General features: G+C 61.4%; 18 protein-coding genes, 5 tRNA genes and 1 pseudogene. 9 read left to right on the forward strand and 15 right to left on the reverse strand.

Going from position 1 to position 18,662, the window contains the following annotated elements:
• Position 1: 1 nt before the first annotated feature.
• Entirely contained in the window at positions 2-1,342 is a 1,341-nt protein-coding gene (locus E5221_RS20095; protein ID WP_061551265.1) for an MFS transporter, read from the reverse strand.
• A gap of 250 nt (positions 1,343-1,592) precedes the next feature.
• On the opposite strand from E5221_RS20095, the gene E5221_RS20100 reads away from it, so the two are divergent.
• Positions 1,593-2,177, forward strand: a complete 585-nt coding sequence (locus E5221_RS20100; RefSeq protein WP_247846313.1) for a hypothetical protein — start codon at positions 1,593-1,595, stop codon at positions 2,175-2,177.
• A 24-nt stretch (positions 2,178-2,201) separates the two neighbouring features.
• On the opposite strand, the gene bkdR is transcribed toward E5221_RS20100, so the two are convergent.
• The gene (gene bkdR / locus E5221_RS20105) at positions 2,202-2,687 is read right to left on the reverse strand and encodes a Bkd operon transcriptional regulator BkdR (protein WP_012273540.1); all 486 of its coding nucleotides are present in this window, start codon (positions 2,685-2,687) and stop codon (positions 2,202-2,204) included.
• Positions 2,688-2,885: 198 nt separating this feature from the next.
• On the opposite strand from bkdR, the gene E5221_RS20110 reads away from it, so the two are divergent.
• Genes E5221_RS20110 through lpdA form a run of 4 tightly spaced genes read left to right on the forward strand, consistent with a single transcriptional unit; the run spans position 2,886 to position 7,847 of the window.
• Positions 2,886-4,118 (forward strand): 3-methyl-2-oxobutanoate dehydrogenase (2-methylpropanoyl-transferring) subunit alpha, encoded by a 1,233-nt coding sequence (locus tag E5221_RS20110; protein ID WP_013973636.1) that lies wholly within the window; start codon positions 2,886-2,888, stop codon positions 4,116-4,118.
• Position 4,119: 1 nt separating this feature from the next.
• Positions 4,120-5,178 carry an alpha-ketoacid dehydrogenase subunit beta gene (locus E5221_RS20115; protein WP_015271253.1) on the forward strand — a complete coding sequence of 353 codons (1,059 nt, stop codon included), beginning with the start codon at positions 4,120-4,122 and terminating at the stop codon, positions 5,176-5,178.
• Positions 5,179-6,465, forward strand: coding sequence for a dihydrolipoamide acetyltransferase family protein (locus tag E5221_RS20120; protein WP_061551266.1), 1,287 nt, complete (start codon positions 5,179-5,181; stop codon positions 6,463-6,465).
• A 2-nt stretch (positions 6,466-6,467) separates the two neighbouring features.
• Positions 6,468-7,847, forward strand: coding sequence for a dihydrolipoyl dehydrogenase (gene lpdA / locus E5221_RS20125; RefSeq protein WP_038410063.1), 1,380 nt, complete (start codon positions 6,468-6,470; stop codon positions 7,845-7,847).
• Between the two features lie 179 nt (positions 7,848-8,026).
• Here the strand turns inward: lpdA and E5221_RS20130 are convergent, their stop codons facing one another.
• Together E5221_RS20130 and E5221_RS20135 are read right to left on the reverse strand one after the other, a co-directional pair.
• Complete coding sequence (locus E5221_RS20130; RefSeq protein ID WP_061551267.1) at positions 8,027-9,025, reverse strand: diguanylate cyclase; 999 nt, start codon at positions 9,023-9,025, stop codon at positions 8,027-8,029.
• A 93-nt stretch (positions 9,026-9,118) separates the two neighbouring features.
• Positions 9,119-9,997, reverse strand: coding sequence for a LysR family transcriptional regulator (locus tag E5221_RS20135; protein ID WP_123083748.1), 879 nt, complete (start codon positions 9,995-9,997; stop codon positions 9,119-9,121).
• Positions 9,998-10,112: 115 nt separating this feature from the next.
• Here E5221_RS20135 and E5221_RS20140 point away from each other — a divergent pair, with 115 nt between their 5' ends.
• Both E5221_RS20140 and E5221_RS20145 read left to right on the forward strand, forming a co-directional pair.
• Positions 10,113-10,847, forward strand: coding sequence for an AzlC family ABC transporter permease (locus E5221_RS20140; protein ID WP_247846315.1), 735 nt, complete (start codon positions 10,113-10,115; stop codon positions 10,845-10,847).
• The gene (locus E5221_RS20145; RefSeq protein ID WP_003257245.1) at positions 10,844-11,170 is read left to right on the forward strand and encodes an AzlD domain-containing protein; all 327 of its coding nucleotides are present in this window, start codon (positions 10,844-10,846) and stop codon (positions 11,168-11,170) included. Before E5221_RS20140 ends, E5221_RS20145 begins: the two co-directional genes overlap by 4 nt.
• Positions 11,171-11,412: 242 nt before the next feature.
• On the opposite strand, the gene E5221_RS20150 is transcribed toward E5221_RS20145, so the two are convergent.
• A complete protein-coding gene (locus E5221_RS20150) occupies positions 11,413-11,547 on the reverse strand; it encodes a hypothetical protein (RefSeq protein ID WP_311133369.1) in 135 nt (44 codons plus the stop codon).
• A 157-nt stretch (positions 11,548-11,704) separates the two neighbouring features.
• Between E5221_RS20150 and E5221_RS20155 the strand changes: the two are divergent.
• A pseudogene (locus E5221_RS20155) lies at positions 11,705-11,806 on the forward strand (serine recombinase); the annotation flags it as partial.
• 19 nt (positions 11,807-11,825) lie between these two features.
• Here E5221_RS20155 and E5221_RS20160 read toward each other — a convergent pair.
• From E5221_RS20160 to phnN, 3 genes are all read right to left on the reverse strand, one after another.
• Positions 11,826-12,611 (reverse strand): hypothetical protein, encoded by a 786-nt coding sequence (locus E5221_RS20160; protein WP_061551271.1) that lies wholly within the window; start codon positions 12,609-12,611, stop codon positions 11,826-11,828.
• A gap of 168 nt (positions 12,612-12,779) precedes the next feature.
• A tRNA-Arg gene (locus E5221_RS20165) sits at positions 12,780-12,856 on the reverse strand.
• Between the two features lie 111 nt (positions 12,857-12,967).
• Entirely contained in the window at positions 12,968-13,561 is a 594-nt protein-coding gene (phnN, locus tag E5221_RS20170) for a phosphonate metabolism protein/1,5-bisphosphokinase (PRPP-forming) PhnN (RefSeq protein WP_247846316.1), read from the reverse strand.
• A gap of 345 nt (positions 13,562-13,906) precedes the next feature.
• Here phnN and E5221_RS20175 point away from each other — a divergent pair, with 345 nt between their 5' ends.
• Positions 13,907-14,233, forward strand: coding sequence for an Arc family DNA-binding protein (locus E5221_RS20175; RefSeq protein ID WP_015271261.1), 327 nt, complete (start codon positions 13,907-13,909; stop codon positions 14,231-14,233).
• 81 nt (positions 14,234-14,314) lie between these two features.
• Here the strand turns inward: E5221_RS20175 and mgtE are convergent, their stop codons facing one another.
• The 7 genes from mgtE to E5221_RS20210 all read right to left on the reverse strand — a co-directional run bounded on the left by mgtE (position 14,315) and on the right by E5221_RS20210 (position 18,447).
• Positions 14,315-15,757: a magnesium transporter gene (gene mgtE / locus E5221_RS20180; protein WP_015271262.1), complete on the reverse strand. Its 1,443-nt coding sequence runs from the start codon at positions 15,755-15,757 to the stop codon at positions 14,315-14,317.
• Between the two features lie 457 nt (positions 15,758-16,214).
• Positions 16,215-16,291, reverse strand: a tRNA-Arg gene (locus tag E5221_RS20185).
• Positions 16,292-16,363: 72 nt separating this feature from the next.
• A tRNA-Arg gene (locus E5221_RS20190) sits at positions 16,364-16,440 on the reverse strand.
• 71 nt (positions 16,441-16,511) lie between these two features.
• Positions 16,512-16,588, reverse strand: a tRNA-Arg gene (locus E5221_RS20195).
• A gap of 106 nt (positions 16,589-16,694) precedes the next feature.
• Positions 16,695-16,785, reverse strand: a tRNA-Ser gene (locus tag E5221_RS20200).
• 72 nt (positions 16,786-16,857) lie between these two features.
• Positions 16,858-17,046, reverse strand: coding sequence for a carbon storage regulator CsrA (gene csrA / locus E5221_RS20205; RefSeq protein WP_003254503.1), 189 nt, complete (start codon positions 17,044-17,046; stop codon positions 16,858-16,860).
• Between the two features lie 165 nt (positions 17,047-17,211).
• Positions 17,212-18,447: an aspartate kinase gene (locus tag E5221_RS20210; protein ID WP_013973645.1), complete on the reverse strand. Its 1,236-nt coding sequence runs from the start codon at positions 18,445-18,447 to the stop codon at positions 17,212-17,214.
• Positions 18,448-18,662 lie beyond the last annotated feature (215 nt).

Below are 18,662 nucleotides of genomic sequence, written 5' to 3' on the forward strand. Positions count from 1 at the left end.
GTCAGACCGCAGAGTTGATCTCGGCCTGGGGCTTGCCCTGCTCCTCATTCTGGCGGGGCTCGTCTTCGGTATCCTCCGCCGCCACCGGTGCCTGCATCACCTCCTGTACCGTCTGCTCATCCACCCGTGGGTCCAGCGCCGCCGACAGTGGCGAACCGGCAGCCGGCATCGCAACGTGGCCCAAAGGCGCATCCTGCACCTGGTGCAGCCCGGTGACCGCCTTCGGCCGAATGCGCCACACCAGCACCAGGGCAAAGAACACGAAGAAGGCATACAGCATCTGCGGGCCCAGCACCTTCATCAGCACGCCTGCCGCCAGCGGCCCGATACACGCGCCCACACCGTAGGTCACCAGCAGCATCGCGGTCAGCGACACCCGCCGCTCGCTTTCCACATGGTCGTTGGAAAACGCCACCGCCAGCGGGTACAGGCAGAACTGCAGCAACGAAATCACGAAGCCTATGGCGAACAGCAACTCCAGCGGAACGCTGGGCAGCATCGCCAGTGGCGCCGAGGCCAGCGCAAGCCCCACGGCCACGCTGCGGATCAGCACCGCCCGATCGTAGCGGTCAGACAACCAGCCCAGCGGCCACTGCACCAGCAGGCCGGCAAAAATGCAGCTACCCATGAACAGACCGACCTGCTCGGTAGTCATGCCCTGACTGGAGGCATACAAAGGCGCCAGACCATAGAACGAGCCGACGATAAGCCCCGAACCCAGCACCGTGCTGAGCGACTGCGGCACCCGCTTGATGAAGAACTTCGGCTCCATCGGTGCCGGGCGCAACGGTGCGGGGTGAATGCGCCGGGTCATGGCCACCGGCACCAGGCACAGGGTGAAACACATGGCCACCAGCATCAGCAGCTCCAGGCCAAGCTGTGGGTGCACCACCAGGATCAGCTGGCCGAGCACCAGGCCCAGGTAAGAGGCGATCATGTAGCCGCTGAACACCGCGCCGCGGTGCTTCACATCGGCCTGCTCGTTCAGCCAGCTCTCGATGACCATGTACTGGCACATCATCCCCAGGCCGACGATCATCCGCAGCCCGACCCAGGCCGGCAACCAGCTGGTCAAACCATGGCCGAGCACCGCCGCACCGACGATGCCAGCGCAAGTGGCGTAGGCGCGAATGTGCCCTACCCGGCCAATCAACCGGTGGCCGACCTTGCCGCCGACCGCCAGGCCAAAGTAGTTGGCCGCCATCAAGGCACCCACCCACAGGCTGTCGACATGATCGGCTGCCAGGCGCAGGGCCAGGTAGGTACTGAGCAGGCCCGAGCCGATCAACATCATCAGCGCGGCGAAATACAACGACTGAAACGGCTTCCAGATATTTCGCATAAGTCCCTTGCGGCTCCCGGGTCAGGTGGCGATGGGTTGCAGACAAGCATAAGGGCAAATGCCAGGGAATGAGTGCGGTGGCGAGTAAAATGCTGTTGCCGGGGCGCGTCCGGTGCAGGTCATGTCGCGATCAGGCCTGTACAGCAGGCTGACAGGCACCCTCTTCCGTTGGCTGAAACGCATCCATGTCCCAAGTCGACAGGCAGTGCCTTAGCCTGGGCTACCGCCTCAGCAATCACCGGAGACTTACATGATAAGGGCCAATTTCACCGCTACACTTCATAACGTCCACCGTGGCCAGATCGTTGTTGCAGACAACAACGTACACCCAGTGCTTGGCCTGGATGAAGACGGCTGGCTGTGCACGACTGCCGCGCGCAGGAGCGTGCCACGCAGTGCGGATGAATTCCAACGACTTGCATTCCATTTCGAATTCATCGAGCACCGTGAAGACCGCACGCACTACTACATTACCTGCGCAGAACACTGGGCCTATATTGGCGCCAGGCTTGAAAGCAGTTCCAATGGCTGGCTAGGCCTGTATGGTACGCATGTGGCCGGGCGGGTCCGGGATGTGCTCAACGCCCCACATCCGTACAACCTGCTACGTACCCGGCCCTACTGGAAAATCGAAACGCTCCAGCCATGGGACGGCACAGTGGAAAGCGCCGGCTTGGTTCCCTTCTACCTGCGGGACATGAACGGCTACCGTGTTGCGGAGTCGCTCTCGGACAATGTCCCGGTACTTGACCTGGGCCGCCAGTACTACCTCAACGCCGGCGAGCGTAGCGGTGACGTGCTCGAATTCTTCCTGCGCGATATTCAGCTGACCTGACCAGCAAGTGCAGTACTCGGACGGCTACTCCCGCAAGGTCATGCCATTGGCCGGCAGCGGCAAGGCCGTCTTGTAGCGCACCTGCTTCAAGGCAAAACTGGAACGGATGTTGGCCACCCCTGGCAACCGCGTCAGGTAATCCAGGAACCGTTCCAGCGCCTGGATGCTGGGCAGCAGTACCCGCAACAGGTAGTCCGGATCGCCCGTCATCAGGTAGCACTCCATCACTTCGGGCCGCTCGGCAATTTCTTCCTCGAAACGGTGCAACGACTGCTCGACCTGTTTTTCCAGGCTCACATGGATGAACACGTTCACGTCCAGCCCCAACGCCTCGGGCGACAGCAAGGTCACCTGCTGGCGGATCACCCCCAGCTCCTCCATGGCCCGAACCCGGTTGAAGCAGGGCGTGGGAGACAGGTTCACCGAGCGGGCCAGTTCGGCGTTGGTGATGCGGGCATTTTCCTGCAGGCTGTTGAGAATGCCGATATCGGTACGATCGAGTTTGCGCATGAGACAAAATCACCGGTTTTTTGTGTTTATGCGGAATGTTTATCTGCCCTGCTCGGCAAAGGCAACCAACTTGAGAGAAAAATTCTCCTGCCGGACCACTAAGATGTAGGGGACGCTGACCTACCAGTCACAAGCCGGTACTCAGCGGCGGCCGCTTCAGAGCTCACAAAAACAAATACCCGAGCGAGCGTAAAAAGCATGAACGAGTACGCCCCCCTGCGTTTGCATGTGCCCGAGCCTACCGGCCGGCCAGGCTGCCAGACCGATTTCTCCTACCTGCGCCTGAACGATGCAGGTCAAGCCCGTAAACCCCCAGTCGATGTCGACGCTGCCGACACCGCCGACCTGTCCTACAGCCTTATCCGCGTGCTCGACGAGCAAGGCGATGCACAAGGCCCGTGGGCCGAAGACATCGACCCGCAGGTTCTCCGCCAGGGCATGCGCGCCATGCTCAAGACGCGGATTTTCGACAGCCGCATGGTGGTCGCCCAGCGCCAGAAGAAGATGTCTTTCTACATGCAGAGCCTGGGTGAAGAAGCCATCGGCAGCGGCCAGGCCCTGGCGCTGAACCGCACCGACATGTGCTTCCCCACCTACCGCCAGCAAAGCATCCTGATGGCCCGCGACGTGTCGCTGGTCGAGATGATCTGCCAGTTGCTGTCCAACGAGCGCGACCCGCTCAAGGGCCGCCAACTGCCGATCATGTATTCGGTGCGCGAGGCCGGTTTCTTCACCATCAGCGGCAACCTGGCGACCCAGTTCGTGCAGGCGGTCGGCTGGGCCATGGCCTCGGCGATCAAGGGCGATACCAAAATCGCCTCGGCGTGGATCGGCGACGGCGCAACCGCCGAGTCGGACTTCCACACCGCCCTCACCTTTGCCCACGTGTACCGCGCCCCGGTGATCCTCAACGTGGTCAACAACCAGTGGGCGATCTCCACCTTCCAGGCCATCGCCGGTGGCGAGTCGACCACCTTCGCCGGCCGTGGCGTGGGTTGCGGCATTGCCTCGCTGCGGGTCGATGGCAACGACTTCGTCGCCGTGTACGCAGCCTCGCGCTGGGCCGCCGAACGCGCCCGCCGTGGCCTGGGCCCGAGCCTGATCGAGTGGGTCACCTACCGTGCAGGCCCGCACTCGACCTCGGACGACCCGTCCAAGTACCGCCCGGCCGATGACTGGAGCCACTTCCCGCTTGGCGACCCGATCGCCCGCCTGAAGCAGCACCTGATCAAGATCGGCCACTGGTCCGAGGAAGAACACCAGGCCACCACTGCCGAGCTGGAAGCCGCGGTGATCGCCGCGCAGAAGGAAGCCGAGCAGTACGGCACGCTGGCCAACGGTCACATCCCGAGTGCTGCCTCGATGTTCGAGGACGTGTACAAGGAAATGCCCGACCACCTGCGCCGTCAACGCCAGGAACTGGGGGTTTGAGATGAACGACCACAACAACAGCATCAACCCGGAAACCGCCATGGCCACCACTACCATGACCATGATCCAGGCCCTGCGCTCGGCCATGGATGTCATGCTCGAGCGCGACGACAATGTGGTGATCTACGGCCAGGACGTCGGTTACTTCGGCGGCGTGTTCCGCTGCACCGAAGGCCTGCAGAACAAGTACGGCAAGTCCCGTGTGTTCGACGCGCCGATCTCCGAGAGCGGCATCGTCGGCACCGCCGTGGGCATGGGTGCCTATGGCCTGCGCCCGGTGGTGGAAATCCAGTTCGCCGACTACTTCTACCCGGCCTCCGACCAGATCGTTTCCGAGATGGCGCGCCTGCGTTACCGCTCGGCCGGCGAGTTCATCGCCCCGTTGACCCTGCGCATGCCCTGCGGTGGCGGGATCTATGGCGGCCAGACCCACAGCCAGAGCCCGGAAGCGATGTTCACCCAGGTGTGCGGCCTGCGCACTGTCATGCCGTCCAACCCGTATGATGCCAAGGGCCTGCTGATCGCCTCGATCGAATGCGATGACCCGGTGATCTTCCTGGAACCCAAGCGCCTGTACAACGGCCCGTTCGACGGCCACCACGACCGCCCTGTCACCCCATGGTCGAAGCACCCGCAAAGCGCCGTACCCGATGGCTACTACAGCGTGCCGCTGGACAAGGCGGCCATTACCCGCCCCGGCAATGACGTGACCGTGCTGACCTACGGCACCACGGTGTACGTGGCCCAGGTGGCCGCCGAAGAGACCGGCGTCGACGCCGAGGTGATCGACCTGCGCAGCCTGTGGCCGCTGGACCTGGAGACCATCGTCGAGTCGGTTAAAAAGACCGGCCGCTGCGTGGTGGTACACGAAGCTACCCGCACCTGCGGCTTCGGCGCCGAACTGGTGTCGCTGGTACAGGAACACTGCTTCCACCACCTGGAGGCGCCGATCGAGCGCGTCACCGGTTGGGACACCCCCTACCCCCACGCACAGGAATGGGCTTACTTCCCAGGGCCTTCGCGGGTAGGTGCGGCATTGAAAAAGGTCATGGAGGTCTGAATGGGCACGCACGTCATCAAGATGCCTGACATTGGCGAAGGCATCGCGCAGGTCGAGTTGGTCGAGTGGTTCGTCAAGGTCGGCGACATGATCGCCGAAGACCAGGTGGTGGCCGACGTCATGACCGACAAGGCCACCGTGGAAATCCCTTCGCCGGTCAGCGGCAAGGTGCTGGCCCTGGGTGGGCAGCCCGGTGAAGTGATGGCGGTCGGCAGCGAGCTGATCCGCATCGAAGTGGAAGGCAGCGGCAACCATGTGGATGTGCCCACCAAGGATGTGCCCAAGCGCGAACAGGTCGAGGCCCCCGCTGCCCCGGTAGCCGCCAAGCCCGAGCCGCAGAAGGAAGCAAGACCGGCCGCGTGCCAGGCGCCCGTCAACCACGAGGCAGCCCCGATCGTGCCTCGCCAGCCAGGCGACAAGCCGCTGGCCTCGCCGGCGGTGCGCAAGCGCGCCCTGGATGCCGGTATCGAACTGCGTTACGTGCATGGCAGCGGCCCGGCCGGGCGTATCCTGCACGAAGATCTCGACGCCTTCATGAGCAAGCCGCACAGCGCTGGCGGGCAAGCGCCGAGCGGCTATGCCAAGCGCACCGACAGCGAGCAGGTACCGGTGATCGGCCTGCGCCGCAAGATCGCCCAGCGCATGCAGGACGCCAAGCGCCGGGTCGCGCACTTCAGTTATGTGGAAGAAATCGACGTCACCGCCCTGGAAGCTCTGCGCCAGCAACTCAACAGCAAGCACGGCGACAGCCGCGGCAAGCTGACCCTGCTGCCGTTCCTGGTTCGCGCTCTGGTCGTGGCACTGCGCGATTTCCCGCAGATCAACGCCACCTATGATGACGAAGCCCAGGTCATCACCCGCCATGGCGCGGTGCATGTGGGCATCGCCACCCAGGGTGACAACGGCCTGATGGTGCCGGTGCTGCGCCATGCCGAAGCTGGCAGCCTGTGGAGCAATGCCGGCGAGATCTCGCGCCTGGCCAACGCTGCTCGCAACAACAAGGCCAGCCGCGATGAGCTGTCCGGTTCGACCATCACCCTGACCAGCCTGGGCGCACTGGGCGGCATCGTTAGCACGCCGGTGGTCAACACCCCGGAAGTGGCGATCGTCGGCGTCAACCGCATGGTCGAGCGGCCTGTGGTGATCGACGGCCAGATCGTCGTGCGCAAGATGATGAACCTGTCCAGCTCGTTCGACCACCGCGTGGTCGATGGCATGGACGCCGCGCTGTTCATCCAGGCCGTGCGCGGCCTGCTCGAACAACCCGCCTGCCTGTTCGTGGAGTGAGCATGCAACAGACTATCCAGACTACCCTGTTGATCATCGGCGGCGGCCCTGGCGGCTACGTGGCTGCCATCCGTGCCGGGCAACTGGGCATCCCCACCGTGCTGGTGGAAGGCCAGGCACTGGGCGGTACCTGCCTGAACATCGGCTGCATCCCGTCCAAGGCGCTGATCCACGTGGCCGAGCAGTTCCACCAGACCTCGCGCTTTGCCGGCCCGTCGGAGCTGGGCATCAGCGTCGCCTCGCCGCGCCTGGACATCGGCCAGAGCGTGGCCTGGAAGGACGGCATTGTCGACCGCCTGACCACCGGCGTCGCCGCGCTGCTGAAAAAGCACGGGGTCAAGGTGATCCATGGCTGGGCGAAGGTGCTCGACGGCAAGCAGGTCGAGGTCGATGGCCAGCGTATCCAGTGCGAGCACCTGTTGCTGGCCACAGGCTCCAGCAGCGTCGAACTGCCAATGCTGCCGCTGGGTGGGCCGATCATTTCCTCGACCGAAGCCCTGGCGCCGAAAACCCTGCCGCAGCACCTGGTAGTGGTGGGCGGCGGCTACATCGGCCTCGAGCTGGGCATCGCCTACCGCAAGCTGGGCGCCCGGGTCAGCGTGGTGGAGGCGCGCGAGCGCATCCTGCCAACCTACGACAGCGAGCTGACCGCCCCGGTGGCCGAATCGCTGAAGAAGCTGGGCATCACCCTGCACCTGGGCCATAGCGTCGAAGGTTACGAAGGCGGCTGCCTGCTGGCCCGTGATGGCCAGGGCGGCCAATTGCGCCTGGAAGCCGACCAGGTGCTGGTGGCCGTGGGCCGCCGGCCACGCACGCAAGGTTTCAACCTTGAGTGCCTGGACCTGAAGATGAACGGCGCCGCCGTCGCCATCGACGAGCGCTGCCAGACCAGCATGCGCAACGTCTGGGCCATCGGCGACGTGGCCGGCGAACCGATGCTGGCGCACCGGGCCATGGCACAGGGCGAGATGGTCGCCGAGATCATCGCCGGCAAGGCGCGCCGTTTCGAACCCAGCGCGATCGCCGCGGTGTGTTTCACCGACCCGGAAGTGGTGGTGGTCGGCAAGACCCCGGAGCAAGCCAGCCAGCAAGGGCTGGACTGCATCGTCGCGCAGTTCCCGTTCGCCGCCAATGGCCGGGCCATGAGTCTGGAATCGAAAAGCGGTTTCGTGCGGGTGGTGGCGCGCCGTGACAACCACCTGATCCTGGGTTGGCAGGCGGTTGGCGTGGCGGTTTCCGAGTTGTCGACGGCGTTTGCCCAGTCGCTGGAAATGGGCGCGTGCCTGGAGGATGTGGCCGGCACCATCCATGCCCACCCCACACTGGGTGAGGCGGTACAGGAAGCGGCGCTGCGCGCGCTGGGCCACGCCCTGCATATCTGACACTGAAGCGGCCGAGGCCGATTTGGCCCGCAGCGCCCCAGGCGTTGCGGGTCTTTTTTCATGGGCGAGTCAGTGCCGGCCTCTTCGCGGGTAAACCCGCTCCCACAGGGACATCACTGCCCGTGAGAGCAGTGGCGCACCTGTGGGAGCGGGTTTACCCGCGAAGAGGCCGGCACAAGCTACTCGGCTATGGCGTTCTTGCCGTTCCCCTTGGCCCGGTACAGCGCCTTGTCGGCACGCGCCAGCAGTGCATGCTGGTCCTCCCCTTCCTCCCATTGCACCACACCGTAGCTCATGGTCAGCCGGCAATCGCCCACCGGCTCTATCTGCGCCATCGCCTGGCGCAAGCGTGCAGCCACCTCCAGCGCCTCGCCCAGCGAGGCCTGCGGCAATACGATGACGAACTCGTCCCCACCCCAGCGCGCCAGCAGGTCCTGCTCCCGCAGGCAGGCACGCAGGACGTCGACCACCCGCAACAGCGCCGCATCGCCATGGGCATGGCCATAGCGGTCATTGATCGGCTTGAAGTCGTCCAGGTCCATGGCTATCAGCGACAACGGCTGGCGAAAGCGCTGGGCACGCTCGCACTCGAGTTGCAGCGCCTTCTCCAGCCGATAGCGGTTGGCAATGCGGGTCAACGCATCACGCTCGGCCAGTTCGCGGTTTTCGTCCAACTGCCGCTGCAACTGCTGGTTCACCCAGGACAGCTCGCGAGTGCGTTCGGCCACCTGGCTTTCCAGCGACTGGTTCCTCTGCTGCAGTTGTGCCACCAGGCGCTTGTTGGCGTCAATGTTGCGGTGGGCACCAAGCATGCGCGCCACCGAGCCGTCCTCGTTATGGGCGATGATGTAACCGCTGTCTTCTATCCACAGATAGCTGCCATCCTGGCAACGGCAGCGGTATTCGACCAGATAGTGCTCGTTACGCTGGTTGATGTACGCCTCGAAATGCGCCATCACCCGTGGGTAGTCCTCCGGGTGGATCACGCTTTCCCACGTGAGCACCGAGTTGGCCATGGAGTGGCTGGGGTAGCCAAGCATGGCGTACCAGCCCGGGTTGCGATAGACGTAGCCGGTATTGGCATTCCAGTCCCAGATACCATCGCTGATAAGATCGAACAACGTACGCAACTGCTGCGCACTGAAGCCGGCAGGTACCGGCCGGGTTTCCTGACTCATTGACGCTCTCCCTGACGGCTGGCGCACCCGAACAGAATAGCCCCGACGCCCTGTTTTTGCGGCGCTGTGAGAGCAGGCATGGATCGAGGACGCTCAAGCCAGATGCAACAGCGCCTCCTCCACCGCGGCAACCACCTGGTTGCCCTTGGCACCCGGCAGCCGCCATGCGGCGATGGTCACACCCAGTGGCACAGCGCGGTCGATGGGGGCGACCAGTTCACCGCTGTCCAGGTAGCGCTGCACCAGGCTTCTGCGCCCTATCAGCACCCCTGCAGCCAGCAAGGCTTGCTGCAGGGCGATCGAGTACAGGGAAAAACCCGGCCCACGGGCAACGAACTTGTGCCCGGGCATCACCGCCCCCGTCCACACCGCCCAGTCGTTCCAGCCCACGTCGGCGATGCAACGGGCGTCGGCAAGATCCTCGGGCTTGGTGATGCTGGTGGCCAGGGCCGGCACGCACACGGGCAGGATTTCTTCCGTGGCTATCCTGCGTTGCCAGCGCTCGGGCTTTTCGGTGTAGAACAGGCACAGATCGAACGGGCTGCGCTTCAGGTTGGGCGGCTCATCCACCGCAGTCACCGAGATCTCGATGGGTGCCAGCAAGCGCGTCAGTTCCGGCAAGCGTGGCCCGATCCACAACTGCGCCAGAGCAGGCGATGTGACGATATGCACCCGCTGTGGTGCCGCCAGGCGGCGCAGTGCGCGCGCAGCGGCTTCCACGGCGTCGAATGCCTCGGTGAACTGGCCTTTCACGCTTTGGCCCAAGGGCGTCAGCCGTACGCCTTTGGCATGGCGCTCGAACAAGGCCGCGCCGTATTCGTTCTCCAGGGTCTTGACCAGGGCGGCGATGGCCCCCGGTGTCACCTTCAGTTCGAGTGCAGCACGGGCGAAACCGCCCAGGCGGGCTGACGCTTCGAAGGCACGCAAGGCATTGAGCTGCAGCGAGTGCCGGGTAGAAGTATCGAGGTACACGGTTTCAGGCCTATTTTTTTTAGGCCTACTATTCCAGAAATCTGGCGTTGTGGCCAACTGTCGCGCGCATTAACGTGCCGCCCCTGTACCGCCTGCACACTTTCAAGGATTTCAAATGCCGTATCCAAGCGCGCCCCAAGCGTTCAGGCAAGGTGCCCGCAGCGCCCTGCCATTGACCTCCGGCATCGTGCCCTTCGGCCTGATCACCGGGGTCACGGCGATCGGCATGGGCCTGTCGCCAACCGATGCCATCGGCATGACCTTGCTGTTCTACTCCGGTTCGGCGCAGATGGTGGTGATGCAGTTGATGCAAAGCGCCGCCCTGCCGGTGACCATGGTAGTCACCGCGCTGGTGATCAACCTGCGCTTCCTGATGTACAGCGCCAGCCTGGCCCCGCACCTGGGCCAGTTGCCCCGCCGCCGCAAGTGGCCGATGGCGTACATGCTGTCGGACCAGTCCTTCGCCCTGTGCATGCTGAAGATGGGCACGGGCGGGCTGGGACAGTATGCCTACCCCTACTATGCCGGTACGGCAATCACCATGTTCTTCGGCTGGAACCTCTCGGTGCTGGCGGGCATGTACCTGGGCGCGAGCATCCCTGAAGACTGGTCGCTCGGCTTTGCCATCCCCCTGTCGTTCCTGGCCCTGTTGATACCTGGCATTCGCAATGCAGCCACGCTTGGCGCAGCGCTGACCGGCGGTGTGCTCGCCGTACTGGCCGTCGACCTGCCCTACAACCTCGGCCTGCTGGCTGGCGCGCTGGGCGGCATCATCGCCGGGCTTGCCATCGAGAACTGGCAAAAACAGCAAACTGCGGCAGAAACCAATACCGAGCAGGAAGCATCATGAGCGAAACGACCCAGTGGATGACCTTCATTCTTATCGGCCTGGGCACCTTCGCCATCCGCCTGTCGTTCATCGAGTTGCACACGGCATTGCGCATCCCCCCACTGTTTCGCCGCGCCCTGGCGTATGTGCCAGCCAGCGTGTTGGCCGCATTGGTACTGCCGGCCGTGGTATTCCCGGACCGGCAGGCGGGGTTCGACTGGATGAACCCACAGATACCAGCGGCGATACTTGCCGCGCTGGTGGCGTGGCGTACGCGCAGCACGATGCTGACGCTAATTGTAGGCATGGGAGTGCTGTGGGCCTTGAAGCATCTGGGGATGTAGGAATACGCAGCTTCAAGGCGGAACGTGGCGGGGTACTTCGTGGTGCGTCAGCGCTTGGCCGGTAAACTGATATTCCTGCTCTACGCGGCCCCTGTAGGAGCGGCCTTGTGTCGCGAAAGGGCCGCAAGGCGGCCCCAGGATTTTGGCTTCACAGCTGATATGGCCGGGGCTGCTGCGCAGCCCTTTCGCGACACAAGGCCGCTCTTACACGGCCAGCGTCAGCTCGGCGACTGCTTGCAGTATCAGACTGCGCTGGCCTTGGCCAGGTCCAGCGAGCGTGTCTCCGGCGCCATCAGCCAGGTGCAGAGCAGCCCGACCATCGAAATGCCAAACGCCACGATCATGGTGTTGGCAATGCCGAGCGACTCCAGCGACATGGGCACCAGGTAGGTGCCGATGGCGGCACCGATACGCGACAGGGAAGTTGCCAGGCCAGCCGAACCCCGGGCTACAGGCCGGCAACAAACCGGCCACGAGCGCAGGGCAATCAGTGCGGCGGCTGATGTGACCCAGAACTGGCCGAGGGGAAACAGCCCAGTGGACGAGGAAGTACACAAGCGGGTGAGGGAGTTGCTGAACGCCGGCCTAGGCATCCGAGCAACGGCCAGACACGCTGACTGCTCAACCACCACAGTCTGCGTATACGGGGTAACCTCTAATTTTCACCCGCCGGTACTTCGGCTTTTTTCTTGTCACGAAGAAAATATACCGCCACCCCCCCGAGAATTAGTAGAGCCGAAATCCAGACAAAAAGAGTGCCTGACTTGGCGACAATGAAAAAAGTAGGTTCTTCTAACGTGGCAAACACCTTCCTGCCGACAGCCGACGCAAGCAGCGCAGCAGTAACGCCGGCCAAGGCAGCGGTAAACCAACTCAATTTTGAGTTTTCGCCAACTAGCTTTATGAGTTCGCCGTGATTGCTCACAAGCTCACTAAGCGACGCTAAAACACCCAGTTTTTCCTCAACCTCCGGACGTTTTTCCTCCGGAACCAGAGAAACTACCTCTTCAATAATGGCCTTAGCATCTGAAGTCATTGTTTCCCACGTCAGAGGCGTCATTTCCATTTTTACTTGCCGGATTAGCGCGTCAATTTTCACCGAGTACTCGGACTTCTGCGGTATGTCGAGATGCCTACTTCTCTGCAATCTCAAGGCCACATCCTGGAGCAACGTGATCGCTGTGCAGTTCGGGCGCAGCACAACCGAATGAAAGCGCTCAGATGCGTCTATCAGATTGTTAATAACACTCCGCGAAATTTCTTGCTTGTTGATAATGTAGCTTTCGACTACATCGATGAGCTCCGCATTTGCATGCTTTTTTCGCTCGGCAGATGCAGACGCGGAATCCTTTTTTTGCAATCGATAGAAAATGTAGGCAACGAAAAAACCGATAACGATGGAGAATATCGATAGCCAGTTATTGCTCAGGAATTCCTGCATTTTCCACCTTCAGATCCATTGTTCCCCCGCACCGAAGTGGCTATCAGGGTGATCCTAGTAAAGCATTCGATAGGGGTAGCATCGGTAGAAAAAACACTGATTACACCCATCCTGCACCCAGGGTGCATAATGAAAAAATCCTGAAATCGCCACGAGCCTTGAGAAATATGGCGTCCCAGGGCAGGTTCGAACTGCCAACCTTCCCCTTAGGAGGGGGATGCTCTATCCAATTGAGCTACTGAGACGCAAGTGCCGGCAGCGAACGCTGCATAGCGGGACGGCCAGCATGTTAACCAGCATGCTGGCGTTTGTCATGCCTCAAGCGGGCTTTTTCGCGTAATCCTTTTCTGCCAATGCTACACCTGCGCCAGCACACCTTCATCATGCAGCAGCGTGAACAATGCCGCGACTGCGGTTTCCAGGGTGGTGGAGTTGTCCAGCACATGCAGCGACGGATCTGCCAGCGCCTGCAAGCGTGCATTACGTGCCAGGCGCTGCTCAATTTCCTCTGCGCTTTCCCGGCCGCGGGCCAACAGGCGCTCGCGCAGCACTCCGTGCCTGACCTCCACCAGCACTGCCAACAGGTTCGGGTAGCGCCGGCGCGCCTCGGCGAGATAAGCCCGCGAACCATTCACCAGCACCGACCTGCCCGCCGCCAGCCACTGATCCACCTGCAATGGAATGCCGTAATCCAACCCATTGGCGCGCCAATGCATGGCGAACGCGCCCTGCGCGCGCATTGCTTCGAACTGTTCGGCCGTTACGCCATGGGCGGCTTCACCCTTGGCTTCAGCCGAACGGGTAATGACGCGACGAGCGATTTCCACCCCGGCGGTTGAAAGCCGCTCACGGGAAGCGTCAATCAGGGAATCTTTCCCGGAACCCGACGGTCCTACCAGATATATCAACCGGCCTGTGCCTGATTGGCGGTCGCTTGCGTCATGTTGCATAGCCACTATGCTCTATGGAGGAAAACCCGCACATTCTAGGGACTTTCCCAGCCTTTTGCTGCGTTTTACCAGTTTTTGACGGCAAAAGTCTGACGATTGGGCAAGCCGGTGGATGTAAAACTTTTCAAACCAGTACTCATTTCTGATAATTGGTACTGGCACAAAGCCTTTATCCGGCTCACTATTTGTCACAGAATTGACGCCAAGGAAACGGCGACCATGAGGCAAGATGAGCATCCATTTTTCACAGACGGTTGAACATTTCGTCGTCGCCACGGTCGTACTACCACCCCGTGCGGCCAATTTGAGAACCGCTTCCCCTGAACCAAAATCCGGTCAATTTATATGCGCCCAATGAAACAGGCTATTTATTCGAGCCGCACCGCTGACAAGTTCGTCGTCCGCCTGCCCGACGGGATGCGTGAGCGCATTGCCGAGGTAGCGCGCAACCATCACCGCAGCATGAACTCCGAAATCATCGCGCGCCTGGAACAGAGCCTTATCCAGGAAGGTGCGCTGGGTGACGATTTGAGCATGCGCCTGGACAGCCCCGAACTGTCCCTGCATGAACGCGAATTGCTGCAACGCTTCCGCCAACTGTCGCACCGCCAGCAGAACGCGCTGGTGGCCCTCATCGCTCACGATGTGGAAATGGCTGCCGACGCCTCCTGAGGTTTGCAACCGAACACAAAAAAGCCAGCGTAAGCTGGCTTTTTTGCAGGTGGTGTCTCTGCAAGAAACGCGATCCGCGGGTTACAGCAGAAACACTGTGGCCAGCCCGAGGAAGATGAAGAACCCACCACTGTCGGTCACCGCGGTAATCATCACGCTGGAGCCCATCGCCGGGTCGCGCCCCAGGCGTGTCAGGGTCATCGGGATCAACACCCCCATCAAGGCCGCCAACAGCAGGTTCAAGGTCATCGCCGCAGTCATCACCAGGCCCAACGACCAGCTGCCATACAGCCAGAACGCCACCGCACCGATCACCCCGCCCCAGATCAGGCCGTTGAGCAGCGATACCGCCAGCTCCTTGCGCATCAGGCGGCTGGTGTTGCCTGGCGACACCTGGTCCAGCGCCATGGCGCGCACGATCATGGTGATGGTCTGGTTACCGGAGTTGCCGCCAATGCCTGCCACGATCGGCATCAGTGCGGCCAGGGCCACCAGTTTCTCGATCGAACCTTCGAACAGGCCGATCACTCGCGAGGCAACGAAAGCGGTAATCAGGTTGATGGCCAACCAGGCCCAGCGGTTGCGCAGCGAACGCCAGACCGAGGCGAAGATGTCTTCTTCCTCGCGCAAACCGGCCATGTTCAGCACTTCGCTTTCGCTTTCCTCACGAATCAGGTCGACCATCTCGTCGATGGTCAAGCGGCCGATCAGGCGTTCGTTCTTGTCCACAACTGGCGCAGATACCAGGTCATAACGCTCGAAGGCCTGCGCCGCATCATAGGCATCCTCCTCGGGGTGGAAGGAGACCGGATCGGTCGCCATGACCTCCGCCACCTTCTTCTCCGGGTCGTTGACCAGCAGGCGCTTGATCGGCAATACGCCCTTGAGAATGCCGTCATAGTCGACCACGAAGAGTTTGTCGGTGTGGTTCGGCAGCTCTTTCAGGCGGCGAAGGTAGCGCAACACCACTTCCAGGCTGACGTCTTCGCGGATGGTGACCATCTCGAAGTCCATCAGCGCACCAACCTGCTCCTCGTCGTAGCTAAGCGCCGAACGCACGCGCTCGCGTTGCTGGGCATCGAGGGTTTCCATCAGCTCGTGAACAACGTCACGCGGCAGCTCTGGAGCCAGGTCCGCCAGCTCGTCGGCGTCCATTTCCTTGGCGGCGGCGAGCAGCTCGTGATCGTCCATGTCGGCGATCAGCGATTGCCGCACGGCGTCGGACACTTCCAGCAGGATGTCGCCATCGCGATCCGAGCGCACCAGCTGCCAGACCGTCAGGCGGTCTTCCAGGGGCAAGGCTTCGAGGATGTAGGCGATGTCGGCGGGGTGCAGGTCGTCGAGTTTGCGCTGCAGCTCGACGAGGTTCTGGCGGTGGACCAGGTTTTCCACCAGGTCGTGGTGGGCGCCTTCCTGACGATGGGTCAGGTCTTCTACCACGCGCTGGCGCTGCAGCAGTTCGACCACCTGGGCCAGGCGGTCCTGCAGGCTTTCCTGCGCTTTTTTTACTTCTACTTCAGTCATAGGCGAACTCCACTCCCAGCAGCGGAGCACGCCGGGAGAATCAATCGGTCAGATCTTTCTGTATGAATCTTGTTAGCGAGTAACTACTGGGTAAGTCCATGGTGGTTTTCCACAAGCCCCGGCGGGGCTGACGGGCGCAATCATACACTGCTAAAGCTGTCAGATCGCTTAAAATTTTTGGCCAGAACAATCGTTTGCGTGATAAAGCTGGGACAACGCTCGAAGCTATCAGTGCGACGGTTGTCATGGGTGGGAAAGCACATTCATTTCAGAAGTGTGGCGCCTGGTCGATTTTGGGGCCGCTGCGCGCCCCATCGCGACACAAGGCCGCTCCCACAGAAGAGCGCGGCACCTGCACCACAATCATTACAGAAGAGCTTAGATCGACATCAGCAACAATTCATTGGCGCAGAAAAACAAAAAGCCCGCTCAATTGAGCGGGCTTCTTGATTTGGTGTGGCGGACTCAGGAGGATTCGAACCTCCGACCGCTCGGTTCGTAGCCGAGTACTCTATCCAGCTGAGCTATGAGTCCGTGGTGGTATTTTTAGACCAGATTACCACTGGTTGGTTGAAGTGCCTTTGCAAGCAGAGCCACTTCAAAAAGTGGCGGACTCAGCAGGATTCGAACCTGCGACCGCTCGGTTCGTAGCCGAGTACTCTATCCAGCTGAGCTATGAGTCCGCGATGGTAGTTTTAGACCAGATTACCACTGGTTGATTGAAGCAGCCTTGCAAGCAAAGCCACTTCAAAAGTGGCGGACTCAGGAGGATTCGAACCTCCGACCGCTCGGTTCGTAGCCGAGTACTCTATCCAGCTGAGCTATGAGTCCGTGTCTTGCCGCGCATTATAGGTCGCTGAAACATTTTTGCAAGAACTTTTTCGTTTAAAATCAACTACTTAGCGTTCTTACCGTTTACAGCGCCCTAAGCGAATAATGGCGGTGAAGGGGGGATTCGAACCCCCGATACCCTTATGAGGTATACTCCCTTAGCAGGGGAGCGCCTTCGGCCACTCGGCCACCTCACCGCAACACGAGGCGAATATTAAACAGGCTCTTCCTCGTTTGCAACCCTTTTTTTGAAAAAAACTTCAAAAAAATTAAAGGCTTGGCTCCTCGTCCTTCTCTTTCTTGATCCGCAGGTAGATTTCCTCGCGGTGCACAGCCACTTCTTTCGGGGCGCTGACGCCAATACGCACCTGGTTGCCTTTTACGCCGAGCACCGTCACGGTGATCTCGCCGTCTCCAATGATCAGGCTCTCGGCGCACCGACGAGTCAGAATCAACATAGCTTTCTCCTTACGCAAAACATTCAGGGGTAACAGTCTTGGGTGTCGCGGCCTGGTCGTGGACGACGACCTGGGCCTGGTTGATCGCCACACAGGGCTGGACGGGCCTGCATGGCGAGCAGAAACGCGAAGGGCGCGGCAAGCCGCGCCCTTCCAGGCAGCGTATTACTCGCTCTGTCGTGCCGGGGCGTCGAGCTCGAACGCGGTGTGCAGCGCGCGTACGGCCAGCTCCAGGTACTTCTCTTCGATCACGACCGAAACCTTGATCTCGGAGGTGGAGATCATCTGGATGTTGATGCTCTCCTTGGCCAGGGCTTCGAACATGCGGCTGGCAACACCGGCGTGCGAACGCATGCCGACGCCGACGATCGAGACCTTGGCGATCTTGGTGTCGCCGATCACTTCACGGGCACCGATTTCGCGGGCAGTGTTTTCCAGCACGCTCTGCGCCTTCTCGTACTCGTTGCGGTGCACGGTGAAGGTGAAGTCGGTGGTGTTATCGTGGGCAACGTTCTGCACGATCATGTCGACCTCGATGTTCGAGGCACTGATCGGGCCGAGGATCTTGAAGGCCACGCCCGGGGTGTCCGGCACGCCGCGAATGGTCAGCTTGGCTTCATCACGGTTGAAGGCGATACCGGAAATGATCGGCTGTTCCATGGATTCCTCTTCATCAATGGTAATGAGGGTACCCGGACCCTCCTTGAAGCTGTGCAGCACGCGCAGCGGAACGTTGTACTTGCCGGCGAATTCCACCGAACGGATCTGCAGCACCTTGGAACCGAGGCTGGCCATTTCCAGCATCTCTTCGAAGGTGATCTTCTCCAGGCGCTGGGCCTGCGGCACAACACGCGGGTCGGTGGTGTAGACGCCATCGACGTCGGTGTAGATCTGGCACTCGTCAGCCTTCAGCGCAGCCGCCAGGGCCACACCCGTGGTGTCGGAGCCGCCACGGCCAAGCGTGGTGATGCTGCCGTGCTCGTCTACGCCCTGGAAGCCTGCTACCACGACCACGCGGCCTTCCTTGAGGTCGGCACGAATCTTCTGGTCGTCGATCTGCAGGATGCGCGCCTTGTTGTGTGCGCTGTCGGTGAGAATGCGCACCTGGTTGCCGGTGTAGGACACCGCTGGCACACCGCGCTTGATCAAGGCCATGGTCAGCAAGGCAATGGTGACCTGCTCACCGGTCGACACGATCACGTCCAGTTCACGCGGAACCGGCTGATCGGTGATCTGCTTGGCCAGGTCGATCAGGCGATTGGTTTCACCGCTCATTGCCGACAGCACAACCACCAGGTCGTCGCCCGCTTCACGGTGTTTCTTGACCTTATCGGCTACCTGCTCGATCCGCTCGATGGAACCGACAGAGGTGCCGCCAAATTTCTGTACGATCAACGCCATTTCAATGGTGCCTCAGCCCATACAGGGCCCCAAAAAACAATCCAACATGAAGAGGCCGGATGGGAGTGGCCTGTGTGGCTAATTCTTGCACCCAAATTCGGCACCAGGATTCGCCTCGCTGCGTTGCCACTCCTCGCCGTAGCCCGGCTACGACTCGTCGCGGCGCCTTGCGCGGCAAACCCTGGCACTCGAATTTGAGCGCAAGAATTAGCCGT

It is taken from the genome of Pseudomonas sp. A2, from assembly GCF_023100865.1.
Taxonomy (GTDB): domain Bacteria; phylum Pseudomonadota; class Gammaproteobacteria; order Pseudomonadales; family Pseudomonadaceae; genus Aquipseudomonas; species Aquipseudomonas asiatica.